At 57.9% G+C, this 22410-nt stretch carries 20 protein-coding genes and 2 pseudogenes; 9 read left to right on the forward strand and 13 right to left on the reverse strand.

What is annotated here, in order from left to right; all coding sequences use genetic code 11:
- Positions 1 to 399 precede the first annotated feature (399 nt).
- The 7 genes and pseudogenes from J9889_RS21355 to J9889_RS21385 form a co-directional block, all read right to left on the reverse strand.
- Complete coding sequence (locus tag J9889_RS21355; protein WP_000376623.1) at positions 400 to 900, reverse strand: GNAT family N-acetyltransferase; 501 nt, start codon at positions 898 to 900, stop codon at positions 400 to 402.
- Positions 901 to 1027: 127 nt separating this feature from the next.
- On the reverse strand, positions 1028 to 1867 hold the full coding sequence (sul1, locus tag J9889_RS21360; protein ID WP_000259031.1) for a sulfonamide-resistant dihydropteroate synthase Sul1: 840 nt from the start codon (positions 1865 to 1867) through the stop codon (positions 1028 to 1030).
- Positions 1861 to 2208, reverse strand: coding sequence for a quaternary ammonium compound efflux SMR transporter QacE delta 1 (locus tag J9889_RS21365; protein WP_000679427.1), 348 nt, complete (start codon positions 2206 to 2208; stop codon positions 1861 to 1863). The genes sul1 and J9889_RS21365 overlap by 7 nt, the downstream gene beginning before the upstream one ends.
- Before the next feature lie 116 nt (positions 2209 to 2324).
- A pseudogene (aadA1, locus tag J9889_RS21370) lies at positions 2325 to 3163 on the reverse strand (ANT(3'')-Ia family aminoglycoside nucleotidyltransferase AadA1).
- Positions 3164 to 3179: 16 nt separating this feature from the next.
- Entirely contained in the window at positions 3180 to 3980 is an 801-nt protein-coding gene (locus J9889_RS21375) for an oxacillin-hydrolyzing class D beta-lactamase OXA-10 (RefSeq protein WP_000846390.1), read from the reverse strand.
- Positions 3981 to 4244: 264 nt separating this feature from the next.
- The gene (locus J9889_RS21380) at positions 4245 to 5504 is read right to left on the reverse strand and encodes a chloramphenicol efflux MFS transporter CmlA5 (protein ID WP_012300772.1); all 1260 of its coding nucleotides are present in this window, start codon (positions 5502 to 5504) and stop codon (positions 4245 to 4247) included.
- A 320-nt stretch (positions 5505 to 5824) separates the two neighbouring features.
- Positions 5825 to 6277: an NAD(+)--rifampin ADP-ribosyltransferase Arr-2 gene (locus J9889_RS21385; protein WP_000237816.1), complete on the reverse strand. Its 453-nt coding sequence runs from the start codon at positions 6275 to 6277 to the stop codon at positions 5825 to 5827.
- A 172-nt stretch (positions 6278 to 6449) separates the two neighbouring features.
- Here J9889_RS21385 and intI1 point away from each other — a divergent pair, with 172 nt between their 5' ends.
- The 5 genes from intI1 to bla all read left to right on the forward strand — a co-directional run bounded on the left by intI1 (position 6450) and on the right by bla (position 9931).
- Positions 6450 to 7463 (forward strand): class 1 integron integrase IntI1, encoded by a 1014-nt coding sequence (gene intI1, locus J9889_RS21390; protein ID WP_000845048.1) that lies wholly within the window; start codon positions 6450 to 6452, stop codon positions 7461 to 7463.
- A gap of 305 nt (positions 7464 to 7768) precedes the next feature.
- Entirely contained in the window at positions 7769 to 8059 is a 291-nt protein-coding gene (locus tag J9889_RS21395) for a nucleotidyltransferase (protein ID WP_008932166.1), read from the forward strand.
- Positions 8056 to 8493: a DUF86 domain-containing protein gene (locus J9889_RS21400; RefSeq protein ID WP_011270168.1), complete on the forward strand. Its 438-nt coding sequence runs from the start codon at positions 8056 to 8058 to the stop codon at positions 8491 to 8493. The genes J9889_RS21395 and J9889_RS21400 overlap by 4 nt, the downstream gene beginning before the upstream one ends.
- Positions 8487 to 9044, forward strand: a complete 558-nt coding sequence (locus tag J9889_RS21405) for a recombinase family protein (RefSeq protein WP_011270169.1) — start codon at positions 8487 to 8489, stop codon at positions 9042 to 9044. Before J9889_RS21400 ends, J9889_RS21405 begins: the two co-directional genes overlap by 7 nt.
- Before the next feature lie 5 nt (positions 9045 to 9049).
- Positions 9050 to 9931: a class A beta-lactamase gene (gene bla, locus J9889_RS21410; RefSeq protein WP_011270171.1), complete on the forward strand. Its 882-nt coding sequence runs from the start codon at positions 9050 to 9052 to the stop codon at positions 9929 to 9931.
- A 59-nt stretch (positions 9932 to 9990) separates the two neighbouring features.
- Here the strand turns inward: bla and J9889_RS21415 are convergent.
- Positions 9991 to 10764, reverse strand: a pseudogene (locus J9889_RS21415) (IS1595 family transposase); the annotation flags it as partial.
- A gap of 210 nt (positions 10765 to 10974) precedes the next feature.
- On the opposite strand from J9889_RS21415, the gene J9889_RS21420 reads away from it, so the two are divergent.
- The 4 genes from J9889_RS21420 to fabA all read left to right on the forward strand — a co-directional run bounded on the left by J9889_RS21420 (position 10975) and on the right by fabA (position 15681).
- A complete protein-coding gene (locus J9889_RS21420) occupies positions 10975 to 11280 on the forward strand; it encodes a YebG family protein (RefSeq protein ID WP_039041159.1) in 306 nt (101 codons plus the stop codon).
- 280 nt (positions 11281 to 11560) lie between these two features.
- Complete coding sequence (locus tag J9889_RS21425; RefSeq protein ID WP_045524874.1) at positions 11561 to 12856, forward strand: site-specific integrase; 1296 nt, start codon at positions 11561 to 11563, stop codon at positions 12854 to 12856.
- Positions 12857 to 13062: 206 nt separating this feature from the next.
- Positions 13063 to 15042 (forward strand): Lon protease family protein, encoded by a 1980-nt coding sequence (locus J9889_RS21430; RefSeq protein WP_045524875.1) that lies wholly within the window; start codon positions 13063 to 13065, stop codon positions 15040 to 15042.
- Positions 15043 to 15120: 78 nt separating this feature from the next.
- On the forward strand, positions 15121 to 15681 hold the full coding sequence (fabA, locus tag J9889_RS21435; RefSeq protein WP_284488618.1) for a 3-hydroxyacyl-[acyl-carrier-protein] dehydratase FabA: 561 nt from the start codon (positions 15121 to 15123) through the stop codon (positions 15679 to 15681).
- A gap of 80 nt (positions 15682 to 15761) precedes the next feature.
- On the opposite strand, the gene rmf is transcribed toward fabA, so the two are convergent.
- The 5 genes from rmf to rlmKL all read right to left on the reverse strand — a co-directional run bounded on the left by rmf (position 15762) and on the right by rlmKL (position 22138).
- A complete protein-coding gene (gene rmf, locus J9889_RS21440) occupies positions 15762 to 15938 on the reverse strand; it encodes a ribosome modulation factor (RefSeq protein ID WP_010674759.1) in 177 nt (58 codons plus the stop codon).
- A 160-nt stretch (positions 15939 to 16098) separates the two neighbouring features.
- Entirely contained in the window at positions 16099 to 17748 is a 1650-nt protein-coding gene (locus J9889_RS21445; RefSeq protein WP_010674760.1) for a DUF3466 family protein, read from the reverse strand.
- 8 nt (positions 17749 to 17756) lie between these two features.
- Positions 17757 to 19667: an ABC transporter ATP-binding protein gene (locus J9889_RS21450; RefSeq protein ID WP_210558108.1), complete on the reverse strand. Its 1911-nt coding sequence runs from the start codon at positions 19665 to 19667 to the stop codon at positions 17757 to 17759.
- 72 nt (positions 19668 to 19739) lie between these two features.
- The gene (locus J9889_RS21455; protein WP_102948506.1) at positions 19740 to 19967 is read right to left on the reverse strand and encodes a glutaredoxin family protein; all 228 of its coding nucleotides are present in this window, start codon (positions 19965 to 19967) and stop codon (positions 19740 to 19742) included.
- The gene (gene rlmKL / locus J9889_RS21460; RefSeq protein WP_052814621.1) at positions 19967 to 22138 is read right to left on the reverse strand and encodes a bifunctional 23S rRNA (guanine(2069)-N(7))-methyltransferase RlmK/23S rRNA (guanine(2445)-N(2))-methyltransferase RlmL; all 2172 of its coding nucleotides are present in this window, start codon (positions 22136 to 22138) and stop codon (positions 19967 to 19969) included. Before rlmKL ends, J9889_RS21455 begins: the two co-directional genes overlap by 1 nt.
- Between the last annotated feature and the right edge of the window lie 272 nt (positions 22139 to 22410).

Here is a 22410-nt window from a genome sequence, read left to right on the forward strand (position 1 = left end):
TATTGAACTGTCAGGAGCTGGCTGCACAACAGCCATTACGCCCAATCAACTGGTGCAGTCGTCTTCTGAAAATGACATTTGGTATCTCTCATAAACGGATGTTTTTGAGAGAACTATCTTCGGCCTTCACACGCACGAAAGGCGGCGAAGCTCCGCCGTTAATCCGTCCGCCGGAGATCTCGCCCAGGCAGGCTGAAGGCCGAGCAAGCCTGACAGGCCCGAAAAGCCCGGCACGGGCGTCGGCGGCGATGACGGCGGCGGCATTATCCAGGGTTGATGATGGAAGTGGAGGATATCGACAACCTCTCGCGCAACCAAGACATCGCGGTCGGACTGCAAGTGATCTTGAAGCCACGGGCCCGTCCCACCCCGACATGGACCTCGATGCCCGAACGGACGTTAGATTTCGAGTTCTAGGCGTTCTGCGATGAAGGTTGGATCCCAGCCGGGATTGAAAGTGTCGACGTGGGTGAATCCGAGCCGCTCGTATAGGCCACGCAGGTTCGGGTGGCAGTCGAGCCGCAGCTTGGCGCACCCCTGCGTTCGCGCGGCATGGCGGCAAGCCTCGATCAGCGCGGAGCTGACACCCCGGCCCGCATGTGTCCGTCGCACCGCGAGCTTGTGCAGATATGCGGCCTCCCCCTTGAGGGCGTCGGGCCAGAACTCGGGATCCTCGGCCGACAAGGTGCAACAGCCGACGATGCCGTCGCTGCAACTCGCGACTAGGAGCTCGGATCTCAGGACGAAGGTCTCCGCGAATGTCCGGTCGATCCGCGCGACGTCCCAGGCGGGCGTTCCCTTGGCGGACATCCACGCCGCAGCGTCGTGCATCAGCCGCACAACCTCGTCGATATCACCCGAGCAGGCGACCCGAACGTTCGGAGGCTCCTCGCTGTCCATTCGCTCCCCTGGCGCGGTATGAACCGCCGCCTCATAGTGCAGTTTGATCCTGACGAGCCCAGCATGTCTGCGCCCACCTTCGCGGAACCTGACCAGGGTCCGCTAGCGGGCGGCCGGAAGGTGAATGCTAGGCATGATCTAACCCTCGGTCTCTGGCGTCGCGACTGCGAAATTTCGCGAGGGTTTCCGAGAAGGTGATTGCGCTTCGCAGATCTCCAGGCGCGTGGGTGCGGACGTAGTCAGCGCCATTGCCGATCGCGTGAAGTTCCGCCGCAAGGCTCGCTGGACCCAGATCCTTTACAGGAAGGCCAACGGTGGCGCCCAAGAAGGATTTCCGCGACACCGAGACCAATAGCGGAAGCCCCAACGCCGACTTCAGCTTTTGAAGGTTCGACAGCACGTGCAGCGATGTTTCCGGTGCGGGGCTCAAGAAAAATCCCATCCCCGGATCGAGGATGAGCCGGTCGGCAGCGACCCCGCTCCGTCGCAAGGCGGAAACCCGCGCCTCGAAGAACCGCACAATCTCGTCGAGCGCGTCTTCGGGTCGAAGGTGACCGGTGCGGGTGGCGATGCCATCCCGCTGCGCTGAGTGCATAACCACCAGCCTGCAGTCCGCCTCAGCAATATCGGGATAGAGCGCAGGGTCAGGAAATCCTTGGATATCGTTCAGGTAGCCCACGCCGCGCTTGAGCGCATAGCGCTGGGTTTCCGGTTGGAAGCTGTCGATTGAAACACGGTGCATCTGATCGGACAGGGCGTCTAAGAGCGGCGCAATACGTCTGATCTCATCGGCCGGCGATACAGGCCTCGCGTCCGGATGGCTGGCGGCCGGTCCGACATCCACGACGTCTGATCCGACTCGCAGCATTTCGATCGCCGCGGTGACAGCGCCGGCGGGGTCTAGCCGCCGGCTCTCATCGAAGAAGGAGTCCTCGGTGAGATTCAGAATGCCGAACACCGTCACCATGGCGTCGGCCTCCGCAGCGACTTCCACGATGGGGATCGGGCGAGCAAAAAGGCAGCAATTATGAGCCCCATACCTACAAAGCCCCACGCATCAAGCTTTTGCCCATGAAGCAACCAGGCAATGGCTGTAATTATGACGACGCCGAGTCCCGACCAGACTGCATAAGCAACACCGACAGGGATGGATTTCAGAACCAGAGAAAGAAAATAAAATGCGATGCCATAACCGATTATGACAACGGCGGAAGGGGCAAGCTTAGTAAAGCCCTCGCTAGATTTTAATGCGGATGTTGCGATTACTTCGCCAACTATTGCGATAACAAGAAAAAGCCAGCCTTTCATGATATATCTCCCAATTTGTGTAGGGCTTATTATGCACGCTTAAAAATAATAAAAGCAGACTTGACCTGATAGTTTGGCTGTGAGCAATTATGTGCTTAGTGCATCTAACGCTTGAGTTAAGCCGCGCCGCGAAGCGGCGTCGGCTTGAACGAATTGTTAGACATTATTTGCCGACTACCTTGGTGATCTCGCCTTTCACGTAGTGAACAAATTCTTCCAACTGATCTGCGCGCGAGGCCAAGCGATCTTCTTCTTGTCCAAGATAAGCCTGTCTAGCTTCAAGTATGACGGGCTGATACTGGGCCGGCAGGCGCTCCATTGCCCAGTCGGCAGCGACATCCTTCGGCGCGATTTTGCCGGTTACTGCGCTGTACCAAATGCGGGACAACGTAAGCACTACATTTCGCTCATCGCCAGCCCAGTCGGGCGGCGAGTTCCATAGCGTTAAGGTTTCATTTAGCGCCTCAAATAGATCCTGTTCAGGAACCGGATCAAAGAGTTCCTCCGCCGCTGGACCTACCAAGGCAACGCTATGTTCTCTTGCTTTTGTCAGCAAGATAGCCAGATCAATGTCGATCGTGGCTGGCTCGAAGATACCTGCAAGAATGTCATTGCGCTGCCATTCTCCAAATTGCAGTTCGCGCTTAGCTGGATAACGCCACGGAATGATGTCGTCGTGCACAACAATGGTGACTTCTACAGCGCGGAGAATCTCGCTCTCTCCAGGGGAAGCCGAAGTTTCCAAAAGGTCGTTGATCAAAGCTCGCCGCGTTGTTTCATCAAGCCTTACGGTCACCGTAACCAGCAAATCAATATCACTGTGTGGCTTCAGGCCGCCATCCACTGCGGAGCCGTACAAATGTACGGCCAGCAACGTCGGTTCGAGATGGCGCTCGATGACGCCAACTACCTCTGATAGTTGAGTCGATACTTCGGCGATCACCACTTCCCTCATGATGTTTAACTTTGTTTTAGCCACCAATGATGCCCTCACTTTCCATGATTTTGGTGGGAATGGATTTTCTTAGCGGCAACTTACTTTCGTTGTCTATATCCATGTTAAAGGCGAAAAAGTAAACCTCTGTCTCCTTCTCAACCCACCCAACCCACCATGCGACACCAGGATTTGACTCAGTTCCCACACCAGAAAAACCAGTTTTTGAATGCACTAGATATTCAGGTGCCGCCTCCGTTACCAAAGCCTCTTTTACTATTAGCTGGTTTTCTTTAGATGCTGACAATTTATTTAAATATAGAGACTCTAGAAACTCCACTTGATTAACTGCGGAAATTCTAAGCTGGCCTTCCAACCAGAATTTGTCAATGCCACCACTGATATTCTGGTTGCCATAGGAAAATTTTTTAAGGTATTTCTGCATTCTTACTTCGCCAACTTCTCTGGCGATTTGTTGAAATACGGGAACAGCTGAAACTTGTATTGCCCCTCTTAAGGTCAAGTCTCTTTCCCATTGCTTCATGGCTCTTGGCTTTCCGTCCCATTTGAAAACCTGATGCTCATTCTTTATGACACCAGTTTCTAGGCCGATAATTGCGTTGGGGATCTTAAATGTTGATGCTGGAAGATATTCCTTTGATGCACGAGCTAAGTCATTGGTAGCGCAGGATTTACTGCTACTTTTACAAAGCACGAAGACACCATTGACGGCTTCGGCAGAGAACTCTTTGTTCCAAGACGTATTTTCTGTAATTGAACCAGCTAATGCCGTACTCGAAAGACACGCGATAATTACATATGCGGCAAATGTTTTCATGGCACCTTCTTGGTGGCTAACGTTAATTCGACCTCAGAGGCGTTTAAGTCAAAATACCTCTGACGTCTAACATGATTAATCAAAGTCTGATTTTTTAACAAAATCAGAAAGATAGACGCGAAACTTTAAAACAAAGGCGTCAACACTTCAAGTAGCGATCTTTCGCTTCGGCGAGGCCTAACGCCTGAGCTCAGCCGACCGAAACCGCGTAGCGGTTTTGGGTCGGCTGCAGCGATTTGTTGGGCGATAGCTTGCCACATTCTCTCAACGATTGGGATTTGATGTACTTTCCGCACTTTGTAGCGCGACCACATCATGCTCCCCCTGGCCGCGAGAGCCCTTCACTCGGGAAACACAAGACAGACCGAGCACGACTGTTGCAAGGGTCAAACAGTACACGACAACCGGCCAAGCCGTGTTGCGCGGCAACAGCGAAATGATCAACGTTCCGATGCTTCCTAGCAGTACACCGCCCAAGCAGAAGTAGACTGCCGTGACCGTTCCAGCAACATGGTCGAATCCTCGAAGAGCGCCATTGGGCGACACAGATACCGCTGTGGCGACACCAATACCCACTAGCCACATTGGAGCAATAAAGCCTAACACGGACTGCGAAGCCCATATTTCGGTGATGGCAAGCAATACTGCTCCAGCTATCAGGCATCCCATTCCCATTCGCAAGACACTTGGGCTGCCCCACTTGGGTATCACACGCCCCATAAAACGAGCCGTAAACACCATGGCAATTGCCACTGTGGCGAACAGCAGGCTGAAGCCAAGCTGAGACACACCTTGCCTGCCCATCATTAGTCCGGGCGCAATGGAGAAAAAGACGAAGAAGCTACCCATTCCAGCGGCGTAACACAACGTGTACAACCAGAAGTTCAGGCACTTAACGGGGAGTAGCAGCTGCGACCATTGCAAGCCCGCAACTCGTTGCACCCGGGTTTCAGGCCAGAATCGCCACGCTGCTGCAGATGCAGCGATCATGCCCAAACCTAGAAACGCAAAGATAGCCCGCCACCCAAGCCACATGTCGACGAGCGCTCCGAGCAATGGGCCTACCGCCGGGACCATGGCCAGCATGGATCCGAGTATGCCGTAAATGACATTACTTTCCTCGCGACCTGCGTAAATGTCACGTACTGTTGCAAATGTGGAAACAAGGCACGCCGAGGCACCACAAGCCTGAAGAATCCGAAGCCCCAGAAAGACTTCAGCCGATGACGTAAGAGCGAGGCCCATTGACGCCACAACGTAGGCGAGGCCACCTCCCAGTAGAACGGGGCGGCGCCCCAGTCGGTCCGATAGCGGTCCAAACAAGAGCTGACCGGCACCAATCATGACCAAGTACGTTGTCAGCGTAAGCTGAATTGTGCTCGCTGTCGTACCAAGCGCGTTTGGCATAAACGGCACTGCTGGCAAGTACATGTCCATGCCGAGTGATGCCAATAAATCGAACGGTGATAACAACAACACCGTGGCGGCAAGGGAGTACCGCCAACTAAAGTTTTTTGAGCGCACGAAACCATCTCCTTGAACAAAGGATTTGGCGGCGCTCCCGTAGAGCAAAAGGATTCATGAGAACGCCGCAACAACCGAAAAATGAAGGTTGCTGCGGCTTACTTGTCTGCGTTCTTGGAAGTGCTCATCTGCTGACTATCTCATGATTGAATTTGAATCGTAACAACTTTCAAGCAACTCTGCGAGGAGCCTTATTGTGCGCCCAACGCCGCCATAAACGGCGACAGGGTGGCGCGCCTATTGCGCATAAAATGGCGAAGCCATGCGCAACAGGCGCGGAATCTCTGGCGTCCGGTTTGATGGCTTTGTTATGCAAAGGACTAGTCTTCAATGACGTGTAAACCACGGCGCTTTAAGTCCTCTAACGAATCCAACATTCCCCTTATTAATTCAACAGGATGCCCCTCCCAGTCTTCAACAACGCCAACAATTCTCAAGGGTTCGCAGGTTCTATAGGACTGTGTTGGATTACCGGGAAATTTTTTGTTCGTAAGATTCGGATCGTCTTCGAACGGTCCTGTTGGCTCAACTATGTATATGTAGCCGCGACCCTCGAGGCCAGACAGTGACATAGCAAGTTCAGCTCCCCAAACTGCTGGCTCCATCAAGGCTGAAAAGTAGATGTGCTTAAGAATACGACCGTCCTCGAAATGAGAGATGAACCCTGTGGTTAGCAAGTCACCAATCGCCAAATTGGCTTTGGTTCCATGATAGAACGGTCCTTGCACCTGCTTGTAATTATCATGAGAGATGGGAATCCAATCTTTTACCATTTTAAGACCCTTAATTGTTGGGATTTGGCTGCATAACTTTGTTTTAGGGCGACTGCCCTGCTGCGTAACATCGTTGCTGCTCCATAACATCAAACATCGACCCACGGCGTAACGCGCTTGCTGCTTGGATGCCCGAGGCATAGACTGTACAAAAAAACAGTCATAACAAGCCATGAAAACCGCCACTGCGCCGTTACCACCGCTGCGTTCGGTCAAGGTTCTGGACCAGTTGCGTGAGCGCATACGCTACTTGCATTACAGCTTACGAACCGAACAGGCTTATGTCCACTGGGTTCGTGCCTTCATCCGTTTCCACGGTGTGCGTCACCCGGCAACCTTGGGCAGCAGCGAAGTCGAGGCATTTCTGTCCTGGCTGGCGAACGAGCGCAAGGTTTCGGTCTCCACGCATCGTCAGGCATTGGCGGCCTTGCTGTTCTTCTACGGCAAGGTGCTGTGCACGGATCTGCCCTGGCTTCAGGAGATCGGAAGACCTCGGCCGTCGCGGCGCTTGCCGGTGGTGCTGACCCCGGATGAAGTGGTTCGCATCCTCGGTTTTCTGGAAGGCGAGCATCGTTTGTTCGCCCAGCTTCTGTATGGAACGGGCATGCGGATCAGTGAGGGTTTGCAACTGCGGGTCAAGGATCTGGATTTCGATCACGGCACGATCATCGTGCGGGAGGGCAAGGGCTCCAAGGATCGGGCCTTGATGTTACCCGAGAGCTTGGCACCCAGCCTGCGCGAGCAGCTGTCGCGTGCACGGGCATGGTGGCTGAAGGACCAGGCCGAGGGCCGCAGCGGCGTTGCGCTTCCCGACGCCCTTGAGCGGAAGTATCCGCGCGCCGGGCATTCCTGGCCGTGGTTCTGGGTTTTTGCGCAGCACACGCATTCGACCGATCCACGGAGCGGTGTCGTGCGTCGCCATCACATGTATGACCAGACCTTTCAGCGCGCCTTCAAACGTGCCGTAGAACAAGCAGGCATCACGAAGCCCGCCACACCGCACACCCTCCGCCACTCGTTCGCGACGGCCTTGCTCCGCAGCGGTTACGACATTCGAACCGTGCAGGATCTGCTCGGCCATTCCGACGTCTCTACGACGATGATTTACACGCATGTGCTGAAAGTTGGCGGTGCCGGAGTGCGCTCACCGCTTGATGCGCTGCCGCCCCTCACTAGTGAGAGGTAGGGCAGCGCAAGTCAATCCTGGCGGATTCACTACCCCTGCGCGAAGGCCATCGGTGCCGCATCGAACGGCCGGTTGCGGAAAGTCCTCCCTGCGTCCGCTGATGGCCGGCAGCAGCCCGTCGTTGCCTGATGGATCCAACCCCTCCGCTGCTATAGTGCAGTCGGCTTCTGACGTTCAGTGCAGCCGTCTTCTGAAAACGACACGCGGCACGCGAAATCAAGGCATTGCGATTCTCGAAAATGGTTCTTGAAATTCTATTCTTGATTGCATATCATCTCAACGAGTTTCGATAAGAAAGGATGCCCATGCGACCGTCCGTTGTGCTTGACATGAAGCGAAGCGCGGTGCGTGAAGCAGTAGGCCGCTTCCGCACCGCGAACCCGCGCGTATTCGGTTCGGTTCTGCATGGCACCGACCGGGATGGCAGCGACCTCGACCTGCTGGTCGATGCCTTGCCTGGTGCCACGTTGTTGGACTTGGGCGATTTGGAAGAAGAACTGAAATCGCTGCTCGGCGTGGACGTCGATTTGCTGACCCCTGGCGACCTGCCGCCAAAGTTCCGGGCCAAGGTGCTCGCGGAGGCGCAGCCGGTATGAGCGAGAACCGTCTGCCCGATTACCTCGACCACATCCAGCAGGCCGCAACCGATGCACGCAGCTTCGTGGAAGGGATGGCCAGGGACGACTTCTTGGCCGACAAGTGCACCCAGCAGGCCGTCATCATGAGCCTTATCGTCATCGGCGAGGCTGCGACGAAGGTGATGGATGGCTACGCCGAGTTCACCCAGGCGCATGCCGACGTGCCGTGGCGCAGCATGCGCAATATGCGCAATCGCATGGCCCACGGCTATTTCGACATCAACCTCGATGTAGTGTGGGAGACGGTACAGCAATGGCTACCGGAATTGCTCAAGCAACTGCCAGCCGTGCGCCTGGATGCCAACGACCCCGCCGTCAAGGCTTACCCCCACGAAGAAGCCATGCAGGTGGTGCAGGAACGCATCGACCGGGCAAAAGGCAAGCCATGCTAATCGGTTATGCGCGCGTTTCCACGCAGGATCAGAACCTTGAGCTGCAACGTGAAGCCTTGGCCAAGGCCGGATGCCAAAAGGTCTTCGAGGATAAGGTGAGCGGCACACGGGCAGACCGTCCGGGCTTGGGCAAAACGCTCGAAATGCTGCGTGAGGGCGACACCTTGGTCGTCTGGAAGCTCGACCGGCTGGGCCGCTCGGTCAAGCAACTGGTCGATCTGGTCGGCGAGCTGCACAAGCAAGGCGTCCAGTTCAGGAGCCTCACCGACTCCATCGACACCGGCACGCCGTCCGGGCGCTTCTTCTTCCACGTCATGGCCAGCCTTGCCGAGATGGAACGTGAGCTGACCGTCGAGCGCACCCGTGCCGGACTGGCGGTTGCCAAGCAACTCGGCCGCAAAGGGGGCCGCAAGCCGAAGATGACCGACAGTAAGATCGAGTCGGCCAAGAAACTGCTGGCTAGCGGCGTGCCGCCGCGGGACGTGGCCAAGAACCTCGGCGTGTCGATTCCGACGCTGTATCGCTGGGTGCCGGCGTCGCTACAAATCTAATGCTTATGAAATTTCAATGTCATTTTCTCTCTGTCCCTGTGGCGATACTCGGATGTGTTGGCCTCATCTGCACATCCGCATATGCCATGGATACGGGAATCCTCGACCTCGCTGTAACCCAAGAGGAGACCACGCTTCAGGCTAGGGTCGGAGTGGCGGTGATCGATACGGATTCCGGCCTGACGTGGCAGCATCGTGGCGACGAACGCTTCCCGCTGAACAGCACGCATAAAGCCTTTTCCTGCGCGGCCGTTCTGGCCCAGGCCGACCGCCACAAGCTGAACCTGGAGCAGGCGATACCGATCGAGCGCACAGCGCTGGTCACATACTCACCCGTGACGGAAAGGGTGCCACCTGGCGGCACGCTGACCCTGCGTGAGCTGTGCAGGGCCGCCGTCAGTATCAGTGACAACACAGCGGCCAATTTGGCGTTGGATGCAATCGGCGGGGCACGGACATTCACCGCGTTCATGCGGTCTATCGGTGACGATAAGACACGCCTGGATCGGCGAGAACCCGAACTCAACGAGGCCACGCCGGGGGATGCACGCGACACGACAACGCCAATTGCGGCAGCGCGGAGCCTGCAAACACTGTTGCTCGACGGTGTCCTCTCCGCTCCGGCTCGGAACGAACTGACACAATGGATGCTCGGGGATCAAGTTGCCGATGCCTTGCTACGCGCTGGCTTGCCGAGGGATTGGCAAATTGCGGACAAGTCGGGAGCAGGTGGTCACGGATCACGTTCCATAATCGCCGTTGTCTGGCCGCCCAAGCGTTCAGCCGTCATTGTGGCGATCTACATCACCCAAACCGCAGCGTCTATGTCGGCAAGCAACCAGGCGGTGTCCAGAATCGGATCAGCCTTAGCAAAGGCGTTGCAATGAGCGTTCCCGCCTCAGTGCACACTTAGCGTGCTTTATTTTCCGTTTTCTGAGACGACCCCGATATGGTACGCGCCAACCACACGCTCGCCTTGGCGATTGCGCACGACCTGATGGGTCACTCCCTGCGCTTTGCTGAAACTGGCATACACCCCGGCGCCGTCGCTACACAACACCGCATCTGACGAGACAAGGGGTGTCAAAACAGCTATCACCGTCTCGGCATTCATTTTCTCCAACTGAAAATCCGCATGGTGACCAGCCCGGTCCTGAACCACCATCACCGGGATGTAATCCGGCCCTGTGCCTCGGGTACGGCCTTTGCCCCCACGGTGGCGGGCCGGGCGGGGCAAACCACGTTGCCCTTTAAACGACTCCAAGAAGAAGGTCTCATCAACCTCGACGATACCCCCTTCCCGTGCCGCCTGGTGACTCGCCATGGCTTTCAGGAAGCGGTGACGCCACAAGAAGGCGGTATTTTTACAGACTCCGCAGCGGACGGCAGCCTGTCGGACGGTCAGACCGTCGATGAGGGCCTGGGCGTAGTCTTCCCAGCATTGTGCCTTGCGAAGTCGAGCCAGAGGCGTCTTGGTGAGAACGGAACTGGTGCGCAGACACTGCTTGCAGCGATAACGACGCAGCCCTCGACTCCAACCCCAGGGAGCCAACTGCGTAGCCTCGGCCTGACAGTGAGGGCAACATCGACAAGCGGGGAGTTGAGCGGCCAGCGAGGTGATTGGGTGAGGGGTAGTGAGTTCATGTTGCGCGAGGCGACGCTGGCGCATGGTGAGCTGTGGAAAGAGAGACAGTAGATGTTGAAAGGCTTGGGTATCCATGATGGAGGCCCTCAGGGTGATGACCTACTTCAAGGTTAGCCTTTCAACATGTAATTGGGACAGCGCCTTTGAAAAGACGTGTTTTCCGGTGTGAACTGGCCGCCGCCAGCCAAGCAGGGGCTGGCGATGCATGCCGACATGCTGAGGGTATTTGCAATACTGTATATACGTACATATACTTGCAATCACTATCATCAGGAGGGCGCCGCGATGGCCGTTGAGATCAAGTATGTTGTGGTACGTGGGGGAGTGGAGAAGATGACCTTTGCCAGCAAGAAAGAGGCGGATGCCTATGACAAACTGCTGGACACCGCCGATGAGCTGATGACACTGCTGGCGGGTGCGCCGGTCGCGCTTGCACCGGAGCAGCAGGAGAGTCTGGCCTTTTATCTGGCCGAGCAGCGGGATCAGTTGCAGCAGGTATTGCGCGGTGGAAAAGGGCAGGGGAATCCCCCCAAAGAAGACAAGCTGGATACTGAACTGCCAAAGGGGAAGCCCCTGAAGAGCGTGGCTTGAGACGAAAGGGCGGGGAAGGGGATGTGAGGCAGAACCCGCTATCTCATTCATGAAAAGTGCAACTTAAGTCATTTTCACGACTATTTTCCCCGAGGATTTTCCAACCACACTGCATATTCATTGAATATGCCGATTGCTCGTCATCATGGGGTATCACAGCAAGATGCCTCAGGTCGTTGCCCCCAAGGCGCACTGCAAGCCCTGATGCCGATAACCCCATTTATCGGCATCAGGGGGTTGCGGCCCCGTTCAAAACATTCAACCGACATCACACACCATCATGACTCATCCAGCACTTCCACCCGCCATGCCACTGTTCGATAGCGTGGACCACCTTGAGGCGGGCAATCCCCAGGTCAACCAGTACCTCGCCACCCTGAGTCTTGGCAAGGTCCCCGACGCGGGGATCGTGTATGAGCTGGCCGTCGACTGGCTGCTGGAGCAGCGCCACAGCGAAAACAACTACAAGACCTATCGCAGTGAGCTGACCACTTTTTTGCACTGGTGTTTTTGCGAGGTGGCCATCAGCCCCAGGGATCTCACCAGGCGCATCATGATGCGCTATCTCGACTATTGCCAGGCGCCACCGTCCGGACTGATTGCCTACCGCAACGTCGCCCAGTTCGTGCTCGACAAGGAGTGGGGGGAACGGTTGCCAAACCCCCTGTGGCGTCCGTTTCTTGGCAAGCGGGAACTGGGCCGGGAGCTGCCGTATCGACTGAGTGAGCAGGCGATGAAGACAAAACTCGCCATTTTGTCCGCCTTCTTCCAGTTTCTCATCCAGGAGGAGTACATGGATCGCAATCCGGCTCTCCTGCTGCAGCGGGTTAAACGTGCGGGCCCCCAGGAGGCTGGTGAAGATGCGCAATCCTTCACCGAGCTGCAATGGTCCTATGTGATGCAAGCCGCCGAACAGCTCGCTGCCGAATGCCCGGCACAACATGAGCGCAGCCGCTTTCTCATCTGTCTGATGTATGCCTGTTATCTGCGAATTTCCGAGGTGGCGGCCAGGCCGGGTTTCAGCCCCGTCATGGGCCAGTTTCGACGTGACGCCAAAACGGGCGTCTGGGGTTATGACATTCCCCGCAGCAAAGGCGGTAAACGTCGCACCGTGGCCGTTTCACAGGCTCTGCTCGAAGCCCTGGCTCGCTATCGTACCTTTCTTGGACTTTCGCCACTGCCGGCCCCCGGGGAGCAGACCCCGCTGTTCGTACGCCACAAGGCGGCGGCCCATGGCCGCGAACAAGGCGAACTCAATGCCAATCTGGGTATCCGCCAGCTACGAGACCTGGTAATGGCGGTATTTGAACAGGCCGCAAGCCTCGCCGAACAAGATGGTTTTGATCAGGATGCCGCTGAAATGCGAACCCTGACGCCGCACTCCATTCGCCATACCGGTATCACCCATGACATCAATCTGCACGGCCGGCCTTTATCCCACGTACAAGCCGATGCGGGACATGACAGCATCGACACCACCTCCAAGTACCTGCACACCGGCAACCGGGAACGTCACGAGAGTGCCAGCCGCAAGCCGCTGGACCACTTGCTCGACCAGAACCGTACATATGACTGATAACCAATGGTGAACAATAAAACTGCACTCATAACCAAGACACGGGACCTAAAGGCAATCCTTGATTGACCATGCCCTGGGACTCATAAATTCGACACCGCGCATAATGTATATTATGTTAAATTAAGTATCTTGGTATTCTGTCACCCTCAACCGAACTGTGTATAATGGTGGCAATTGATCCTATCCCCGACCGGATGTCTTAAGTGGCTGAATTAACATCAGAACAATTAAAACCCGCTTTCTCGATTGAGCAGTTCCCCACACTTGGCGAACTCGACCCCATTCCGTTTGCCGCCCTGCAACCCAGAGCGATTTCGGGTATCAAACGGCTGGCCAGTTTTGATGGTGACTGCCCGGTCATGATCCTCAACGGTTTCCCCGGTGCAGATTACGAGAATGTCTGCCAGACCCTGATCGCCTCTTCGAATGGCAAGGATGGCGACCTGTTCGATCTCTGTTATACCGAGAATCTCAACAACCCTTTCAAGCCCATCTGGCTGCGCCTGCAACCGGGCTCGGGTTTCGAGTTCTGCGAAATGGTCGGCGAGCTGCTCAAGCTGATGAGCCACCATCTCGACGCCGAGCGGCTGGTCACCCGGATCATCCGCAAACAGAACAACGACCCCAAGATCGTGGATTTCCTCTCCGATCTGGCCGCCCATGTCGCCCAGGGCCTCGAGTTCCAGCACCCGGTGCTCATCAACCTGCTGATCCATCATGAGGATCAGCAAGCCCCTGTCGTCTACGGCCGTGACCTGAACTGGGATACCTTGTTCGGCTCCATCAACTATCAGACGGAACAAGGCTCCGTTTACGCCAACCAGCACCTTTTGGAACCTGGTCTGCTGCGGGAAGCAAACGGTGGTTACCTGATACTTCAGCTCGATGAGCTGCTGGATCAGCCTCATCTCTGGTTCAAGCTCAAAAACGCCATGCAAAAAGGCGAGCTGGACTGGAATGCCTATCAGGAAGGCAAGACGCTGACGCCGTTCTTCACCCCGGAAGCGACCCCCATCCGGTTCAAGTTGATCCTGGTCGGTGACAGGCTGGACGTGGCGGAATTCCAGATGCTGGACAGGGACATGGCGGAACGCATCTTCCTGCGTGCCGATCTGGTCTCCGAAGTGAACATCGAGGAAGATCTCCCCGCCTTCCTGCAATATCTCGCCTGGCTGCGAGCGCGCTGGGCGCTGCTGGATTTCACCCCAAGTGCCCTCCTCGCCCTCTGTCGCCATGCCAGCCGCCTGTGTGACCATCAGGAGTGGCTATCCCTCTCCGAGGTACAGCTCGGCGCCATCATGCGCATGGCCGACAGCCTGGCCCGCGAGCTGGAAGCGACCTGCGTCACTGACGAACATATCCTGCTCGCCCTGGAAGAGCAGGATTACCGCCTCAACTATCTGGTGGAGCAATCGGATCAGGGTGTCATCGACGGCCAGATCCTGCTGCAGACCGACGGTGAAGAGGTTGGCCAGATCAACGGCCTTTCCGTCATCCAGGTGGCCGGCCATCCCTATGACTTCGGGGAGCCGGTACGCCTCACCGCGACCGTCCACCTCGGGGATGGCGATGTGGCTGACATCGAGCGCAAGGCGGAGCTCGCCGGGCACATTCACGCCAAAGCCATGATGATCATCCACGGTTACCTCTCCAACAAGTTCGGCGCAGAGAACCCCTCGCCGCTCTCGGCTAACCTGGTGTTCGAGCAGTCATACCACGAGATCGATGGTGACAGCGCTTCCCTGACCGGCCTGTGTGCCCTGCTCTCTGCCCTCGCCCGCCAGCCCATCTACCAGCACTTCGCCGTGACCGGTGCGGTCGACCAGTTCGGCAATGTGCAGGCCGTTGGCGGCGTGAACGAGAAGATTGAGGGCTTCTTCCGGGTGTGCAAGATCCACGGCCTCACCGGCAAGCAAGGCATTCTGCTGCCCGGCACCAACGCCCAGCAGCTCAACCTCTCTGATGAAGTGATCGCGGCAGTAGAGGCCGGCCAGTTCCACATCCACCCGGTGGATCACGTGGAAGAGGCCATCGAGCTGCTCACCGGCTGCGTTGCTGGCGAACCGGACATGCCGGATACCCTGTTTGGTCGCATCCAGGAGAGACTGGACGAACTCAATGGCACGGCAACCAAGAGTGGCGGCCTGCTGCGCAGCCTGCTGGATCGACTGCTTGGCCGTTAAATGAAGTGATCGGAGTTGTTTAGCGAACATCTGTAAGCTAAATTGGCCCGGCTTTGACCCATATGAAGGATAAACAGCGTGACCCTAGATAACGACACCATTGATCCCCGCCTCTCCCTGTGCGAACAAGGCAAAGAGTCCTTTACCCGTGAAGAGCTGCTTGCCTGCAGCCGTGGCGAATTATTTGGTGAAGGTAACAGCCAGCTGCCCGCCCCCAACATGCTGATGATGGATCGCATCGTCAAGATCAACGACCATGGCGGCGAGCACGGCAAGGGTGAAATCCTGGCTGAACTCGATATCACGCCGGATCTCTGGTTCTTCGACTGCCACTTCCCCGGCGATCCCGTCATGCCCGGCTGCCTGGGCCTGGATGCCATGTGGCAACTGGTCGGCTTCTTCCTGGGCTGGAAAGGGGGTCCTGGCAAAGGACGTGCGCTGGGTGTCGGTGAAGTCAAGTTCACCGGCCAGATCCTGCCGACGGCCAAGAAGGTCACCTACAAGATCACCTTCAAGCGCGTCATCAACCGCAAACTGGTCATGGGTATTGCCGATGGCGTCGTGGAAGTGGATGGTCGCCCCATCTACAGCGCCACCGATCTGAAAGTGGGCCTGTTCAAAGACACCACCGCATTCTGATCCTGCTCCTGGGTGAGCAGAGACAACGTAAAGGGGCCACGATGGCCCCTTTCCTTTTGTAATGAGTGATGAAGTATCGGTTACTTCATGAAGAGGCCTGAGCCTCGCCCTTCCATGGCATCGCGCCAACCACCAAGCCAATGGCCCCTTGCATCCAGGCACTGGTACGGACACGCTTCTTTCTGTTTGCCGACTACGCCAGCCTGATAACCACGAGCGCGAGCTCTCTCCAGACGGTCCCGTTTCTGTCTCTTCATCATCTACGACCCTCTTCGTGGAACAAAAAAAGCGACCAGTTTTTCACCGGTCGCCTTCATCTTTACCCCAGGGGGGAGGCAGGGTCAAACAAAAAATTCCATGCTATTCAGGGGTTGTGACACAAGATACTGAACTGCATTAATTTTTGATGACACTTATTTATCGCTGATAGCGACGCAGCCAGGCAAAGGGCAGCGCCAGCAGAGTCAACCAGAACAGGCTGCCGCCACCGCCCTCGCCACCATCCTGACCGGTCTGGTTGTTGACCGGCGCATTGCTGACCACATAGCTGGCCGGGGCATTGCCCTGATAATCCGCCACGGCCGGCGTCAGTTTGACGGCGACCACGGTGGCGTTGGCGCGTTTGTTGAGGTCGCTCTCGCTGTCATAGCGATACGCCGTCGCGGCAATGGTGCCGTCGCTGCTGATGCCGCTGGCGTAAGCGATGTGATAGTACTTGCCGTTCTGGGCACACTGCTTGTTGCCGGCGTCATCCTTGCCACAGATGAGATCGTTCAGATACCAGCTGTTGGCCGGGGCGGCCGCGTTCAGCAGGAAGGCTTCCTGCATGCGGTTGGTGCCATTGACCACTGGTTGGGTCTGATGGCGGGAGTCGCGCCAGCCGACCACCATGTTGTGCTCGTTGATGGCGGCCGCTTCCGAGCCTGCCCCCGAGACCGGCTTGTCCTGGAGAGGAAGGCTGGCCGCCGTACCCGGCTTGCTCAGGTTGAACAGGAACATCTCCACCGGGCGGTTCTGTCCCTTGTTGATGCGATAGCGCTGGTTGCCGATCACGTAGCCGTTGTCGTTGACGGCCACGGCCCAGCTGTGTTGCAGCTTGGCATCGTCCTTGCCAGGCTCGCCATCCGGCAGCGGGATGATCTTGGTGGTGCCCACGGTGCCGGCAGCCGTATCCAGGGTCCAGTAGCTGGCGAGGTTGCGACCATCCAGATCACCGGTGCCCACCTCGCCGGTAGAGCTGTAGCCCACGCCGTAGAGGGTGCCGTTGTACTTGGCCACGCCCAGTGCAGAGGCGGTTTGCAGCACCTCGTCACGCTGATGGCCATAGGTACCGGCCTGCATCAGCTTGTTGAACCCGCCCGAGCTGTTGAGCAGCCAGAAGCTCGCCTGGGTATCGACCCCGGGGCAGTAGCGGAAGTCACCGTACTGGCTGTCATTGCCCGTCTCGAAACACCACTTGTAGAAGTCACCGCCCACCTTGTGGCGATACTTGTCGCTGGCTGCGGTACCGGTCACCAGATACTGACCGTTGTCCAGCTTCTTGATGGAAGTGGGTACGCTCAGGCCGTGGGTGCTGGCCGCATCCTTGAGCTCGACCGGGTTGCCGTCATTGACCACGGCAAAGGCGGTGCGCAGCTTGCCATTCATCTTGTAACCGACCCGATCCTCCGGGACATCCCCGAGGGCCGTCACCAGGCCATCTACCTCGGAGCTGGTCACATAGCCCAGGTTGCTGCGTTGATCCACCTTGTCCAGGAAGTCGCGACGCCACTGGTAGGCAAAGCCCGAGTTGTCGCTCCAGAAGGAGTTGCAGACCGAGTTGGAGAGCATGCAACCCTGCTCGAAACGGAAACGATCCACCAGGAAGTCGGCAAACCGCACGGTGGAGAAGTATTCCGCCATGTTGTTTTTGGTGTTGAGCCCGATGAGGCCGTTGGCATCGCCGCTGATCCCGCTGGCATAGCCTTTGACTTCGTCATCGACGATGGTGAAAAAGGAGCTTTGTGCCGCCTGCGCGTTGAGGCTGGCGCCGACCAGGATGGCCAGCATGGATAATTGCTTTTTCATCTACTTCCTTAGTCTTGATGTTTCAACGCTTCCAACTCCTCCCAACGGGAGAAGGCGTGTTCCAATGCGGCCTCTGCCGCATTCAATGCATCCAGTTTGGGCTGGGTCTGCTCTGCTGGCAGAGAGAAGAAACCGGGGTGGTTAATCTCGGCCTGCAGGGCATCGAGTTCCATTTCCAACTGTTCCAGCCGGGCTGGCAGATTATCCAGCTCCAGTTGCAACTTGTAAGAGAGTTTTCGTGTTTTTTTCGCAGGCTCCGCTGCCGACGCGACAGGCTCTGCCACCTTGACCGGGGTCGGCTTGGCCGTCTGTTGGGCGGCCTGCAGGGCTCGTGTGGCCATCATGTCGGCGTAGCCCCCGACATAATCGCTGATCCGACCATCCCCTTCAAACAGCCAGCAGCCGGTCACGGTATTGTCGATGAAACGGCGATCGTGGCTGACCAGCAGCAGGGTCCCCGGGTAATCGGTGAGCAGCTCTTCCAGCAATTCCAGCGTTTCGACATCCAGGTCGTTGGTTGGTTCATCCAGAATCAACAAGTTACTGGGCTTGAGGAAGAGTTTGGCCAACAGTAGACGGTTTTTCTCGCCCCCTGACAAGGCCTTGACCGGGGTGCGCGCCCGCTTGGGCTCGAACAGGAAGTCCTGCAGGTAGCCGAGGATGTGGCGGGAGCGGCCGCGAACCATCACCTCCTGCTTGCCCTCCCCCACGTTGTCCACCACCGTCTTCTCGGGGTCGAGCTGCTCACGATATTGATCGAAGTAGGCCACTTCCAGGTTGGTCCCCTGGCGCACCGAGCCACGGCTCGCCTCGAGCTGACCCATCAGCAGCTTGATCAGGGTCGATTTGCCGCAGCCGTTGGGGCCCACCAGAGCAATCTTGTCCCCGCGCAGCACCTGCAGATCCAGTCCCTGGAACAGGGTGCGATCACCAAAGTCCAGCCCCAGCCCCTCGGTCTCGAACACCAGCTTGCCGGAGCGGCCCGCCTCGTCCAGTTGCAGCTTGGCCTTGCCCTGCAGTTCCCGGCGCTGGGTGCGCTCCATGCGCATCGCCTTGAGGGCCCGCACCCGTCCCTCGTTGCGGGTACGACGCGCCTTGATCCCCTGGCGCACCCATACCTCTTCCTGGGCCAGCTTGCGGTCGAACTCGGCGTTTTTCAGCTCCTCGACCCGCAGCCACTCCTCCTTGCCTTGCAGATATTCGTCATAGTTACCGGGCCAGGAGGTGATCACGCCGCGATCGAGATCGATGATCCGGGTCGCCAGCTTGTGGATGAACTCCCGGTCGTGGGAGATGAAGACGATGGCGCCGCGAAAGTCCTTGAGGAACTCTTCCAGCCAGTTGATGGCATCGATGTCCAGGTGGTTGGTCGGCTCGTCCAGCAGCAACAGATCCGGGTCACACGCCAGGGCGCGGGCCAGAGCCACCTTGCGCAGCCAGCCGCCAGACAGACTGTCGAGCGTCACATCAGGGTCGAGATCAAGCAGGGTCAGCACCTGATTGATGCGGGTCTCGTACTGCCAGCCGTTCTGATAGTCGAGCTGCTCCTGCAACTGGCTCATGGTGCGAATGTTGGCATCGGAAGGGTCGTGCGCCAGGGCGTGGGAGACATGGTGGTACTGCTTGAGCAGCTCCCCTACCCCGGCCAGCCCTTCTGCGGCGTAATCGAACACGGTGATCTCGCTCGAGGCGGGCGGATCCTGCTCGAGGCGGGTCACTTTCAAATCTTGTTGCAACACCAGACGGCCGTCGTCCAGCGGCAGTTCGCTGGCAATCACCTTCATCAGGGTAGACTTGCCCGCCCCGTTGCGACCCACCAGACAGAGGCGCTCGCCCCGCTCTATGGTGAGCTCGGCATGGTCGAGCAGCGGAAAATCACTGAACGACAGGGACGCGCCGTGCAATGTCAAAAGAGCCATGTTTGTTCCTTGTTGCTTATGAAAAAACGGGCGGCAGCGTGAGTCTGCCCCCGTTTTGTCGTCAAATCCTGCTCACCCCTGTACCAGCCAGCCTTGCAGCTCCCCCAGGGTAAAAGGCCAGCCCAGCTCCCGGCCGGCACTGTCTTGCAGCACCGGGATGCGCACCCGGTAAGCCTCGAGCCAGGCCTCCTCCTCCAGGATGTCGCAACGGCGGGTCTGCGCGGCCATCCCGGCCTGTTCCACCAGCGTCCACGCCTGTTCGCACAGGTGGCAGCCGTCGGTGTGAAACAGGGTCAGCATCAGCCTTGTGCCTCGGCGTGGGTGATGATCCAGCAGTTGTGGATATGCTGGTTGCGCTCGAAGTCCTTGGGCCGGGTCTTGTTCGTGATGTTCTGCGCCTTGAGACCGATGGCGTCAAGGCCGGCCAAGTCCATCTTGAAGTGGCGCTTGTTGTTGGAGAAGACCAGGGTGCCGTCCGCCGCGAGCAGGCGCTTGAGGTGCTGCATCAACAGCAGGTGATCCCGCTGCACGTCGAAGCTCTCGTCCATCCGCTTGGAGTTGGAGAAGGTGGGCGGATCGATGAAGATGAGGTCGTACTGTTCGTCCGCCTCGGAGAGCCACTTCAGGCAGTCCGCCTGCACGAACTTGTGCTCGCGGCCCACCAGCGAGTTGAGGCGCATGTTGTCCTGGGCCCAGTTGAGGTAGGTGCGCGACATGTCCACCGTGGTGGTTTCGCGGGCGCCGCCGAGCCCCGCGTGCACGGTGGCACTGCCGGTGTAGGCGAAGAGGTTCAGGAAGCGCTTGCCCCGAGCCATCTGGCCCAGCATGCGGCGGGTCTGGCGATGGTCGAGGAAGAGGCCGGTGTCCAGATAGTCGTAGAGGTTGACCCAGAGGCGTGCACCGTACTCCTGAACCTCCATCCGGTGCTGCTCTTCGGAGAGCTTCTGGTACTGCTGTTTGCCTTCCTGGCGCTCGCGCACCTTCAGGATCACCTTCTCGCCGTCCATGCCGGTCACCTTGATGGCGGCCTGCACCATGTCCAGCAGACGCTGGCGGGTCTTCTGGGCGGGAATGTCCTTGGGCGCCGCGTACTCCTGTACCACCAGATAATCCTGATAGCGGTCGATGGCAGCGTTGTACTCCGGCAAGTCCGCGTCATAGAGGCGGTAGCAATCGAGGTTCTCCTTGCTCGCCCATTTCTCGAGGGTCTTCAGATTCTTGCGCAGACGGTTGGCAAAGTCCTGGGCCACCTCTTTCTGGGAAGCGACGGCATCGAGGGCGATCTGATAGTTGCGCAGCTGGCACTCGAGGGCGCCGTTGAACAGGCGATACTGCTTGTCGGCACGCAAGCGCAGGCAGCTCAGGAGTTCGGGAGAGGCAGAGAGAATGGTGACCTTCCACCCCTGGAAGCCGCGGCGCAGGGCATCGCCAAGGGCCTGATGCACTTCCAGCAACGCCGGGAATTCACCGAGACGCTCGCCATAGGGCGGGTTGGAGATGAGCATGCCGACCTGACGGCTCTCTCCTTCCACAGCCGGCATCGGCAGCGGATTTTCCAGCTTGGTGACATCGGCCTGCTTGAAGGTAATGAGATGGGCCACGCCGGCGGCCTTGGCGTTGTCACGGGCCTTCATCAGGACCCGGGTATCCGCATCGCAACCGAACAGTTTCACCTCGCAGCGCTGCATGCCGCGCTTGGCACGCACCTGGGCTTCCATCATCAGACTCTGCCACAGTTCACCATCGTGTTGCAGCCAGCGATCGAAACCGAAGCGCTCACGGCGCAGCGCAGGCGCCATGTCGGCAGCGATGAAGGCCGCTTCAATCAGCAGGGTACCGGAGCCGCACATGGGGTCCATCATGGGCTCGCCAGCCCAGCCGCTGCGGGCAATCATGGCCGCAGCCAGGTTCTCTTTGAGGGGCGCCTCGCCGGTGCCCTGGCGATAGAAGCGCTGGTGCAGCGCCGGTCCTGACAAGTCCAGCGTGATATTGGCCTTGCCTTTGCCAAGGTGCGCCATGATGCGAATGTCCGGAGACTTCTTGTCCACATCCGGGCGCACGTGGCCGCGCTTGGTGAAGCGATCGACGATGGCGTCCTTGATCTTCAGGGCGCCGTACTGGGTATTGCGAATGGAGGCGTTGGTACCGGTAAAGTCCACCGCGATGGTGGCGGTACCGGAGAAGTGCTCCTCCCAGGGAATGGTATGAGCCCCGAGGTAGAGGTCCAGATCGTCGTTCATCTGGAACTCGGAGAGCACCAGCACGATACGGGAGGCAAAGCGGCTCCACAGACAGGCCTTGTAGCCGATGGCCAGTTCGCCCTTGAAGTGGACGCCGGCCACGGTCTCACGGACCTGCTCCGCACCCAGATTGGTCAGCTCGACGGCCAGCAGGTTTTCCAGCCCCTTGGGGCAGGTTGCAAAAAATTCTTTCATCACGCTCACGGGGATGCCATAAAAATAGTGCCGCATTATACCTTATCGGCCCGCGCTCGGCACTCGAACCTTGGACAAAGGCGCCATATAAACGGCAAGAGGCGCGGCAGACTCTCCCCTCCCCCCTTGCGGGCGACAGGATCCCGCTCTTGGCTGGCAGCTGTCTACCATCACATTCGTAAAGAATTCGAAAATCTTGCCCGGACCAGGCAGAAAATGGTCGTGACGACCAGACGAAGGAAAAAGACAAATAATGGAACAAGAGAGAGACTGTGCGCTTAAATATCAGACCAATATAGCAGGCCTAT

This window comes from Aeromonas sp. PrichA-15 (genome assembly GCF_017939245.1).
Classification (GTDB): Bacteria; Pseudomonadota; Gammaproteobacteria; order Enterobacterales; family Aeromonadaceae; genus Aeromonas; species Aeromonas caviae.

Coding starts and splice junctions, on each gene's coding strand:
- sul1 (WP_000259031.1), bottom strand. CDS start 1,867: ATGGTGACGGTGTTCGGCATTCTGAATCTCACCGAGGACTCCTTCTTC.
- J9889_RS21420 (WP_039041159.1), top strand. CDS start 10,975: ATGGCCGTTGAGATCAAGTATGTTGTGGTACGTGGGGGAGTGGAGAAG.
- J9889_RS21385 (WP_000237816.1), bottom strand. CDS start 6,277: ATGGTAAAAGATTGGATTCCCATCTCTCATGATAATTACAAGCAGGTG.
- J9889_RS21375 (WP_000846390.1), bottom strand. CDS start 3,980: ATGAAAACATTTGCCGCATATGTAATTATCGCGTGTCTTTCGAGTACG.
- J9889_RS21445 (WP_010674760.1), bottom strand. CDS start 17,748: ATGAAAAAGCAATTATCCATGCTGGCCATCCTGGTCGGCGCCAGCCTC.
- bla (WP_011270171.1), top strand. CDS start 9,050: ATGAAATTTCAATGTCATTTTCTCTCTGTCCCTGTGGCGATACTCGGA.
- J9889_RS21405 (WP_011270169.1), top strand. CDS start 8,487: ATGCTAATCGGTTATGCGCGCGTTTCCACGCAGGATCAGAACCTTGAG.
- J9889_RS21425 (WP_045524874.1), top strand. CDS start 11,561: ATGACTCATCCAGCACTTCCACCCGCCATGCCACTGTTCGATAGCGTG.
- J9889_RS21455 (WP_102948506.1), bottom strand. CDS start 19,967: ATGCTGACCCTGTTTCACACCGACGGCTGCCACCTGTGCGAACAGGCG.
- J9889_RS21355 (WP_000376623.1), bottom strand. CDS start 900: ATGGACAGCGAGGAGCCTCCGAACGTTCGGGTCGCCTGCTCGGGTGAT.
- J9889_RS21450 (WP_210558108.1), bottom strand. CDS start 19,667: ATGGCTCTTTTGACATTGCACGGCGCGTCCCTGTCGTTCAGTGATTTT.
- intI1 (WP_000845048.1), top strand. CDS start 6,450: ATGAAAACCGCCACTGCGCCGTTACCACCGCTGCGTTCGGTCAAGGTT.
- J9889_RS21400 (WP_011270168.1), top strand. CDS start 8,056: ATGAGCGAGAACCGTCTGCCCGATTACCTCGACCACATCCAGCAGGCC.
- J9889_RS21365 (WP_000679427.1), bottom strand. CDS start 2,208: ATGAAAGGCTGGCTTTTTCTTGTTATCGCAATAGTTGGCGAAGTAATC.
- rlmKL (WP_052814621.1), bottom strand. CDS start 22,138: ATGCGGCACTATTTTTATGGCATCCCCGTGAGCGTGATGAAAGAATTT.
- rmf (WP_010674759.1), bottom strand. CDS start 15,938: ATGAAGAGACAGAAACGGGACCGTCTGGAGAGAGCTCGCGCTCGTGGT.
- J9889_RS21395 (WP_008932166.1), top strand. CDS start 7,769: ATGCGACCGTCCGTTGTGCTTGACATGAAGCGAAGCGCGGTGCGTGAA.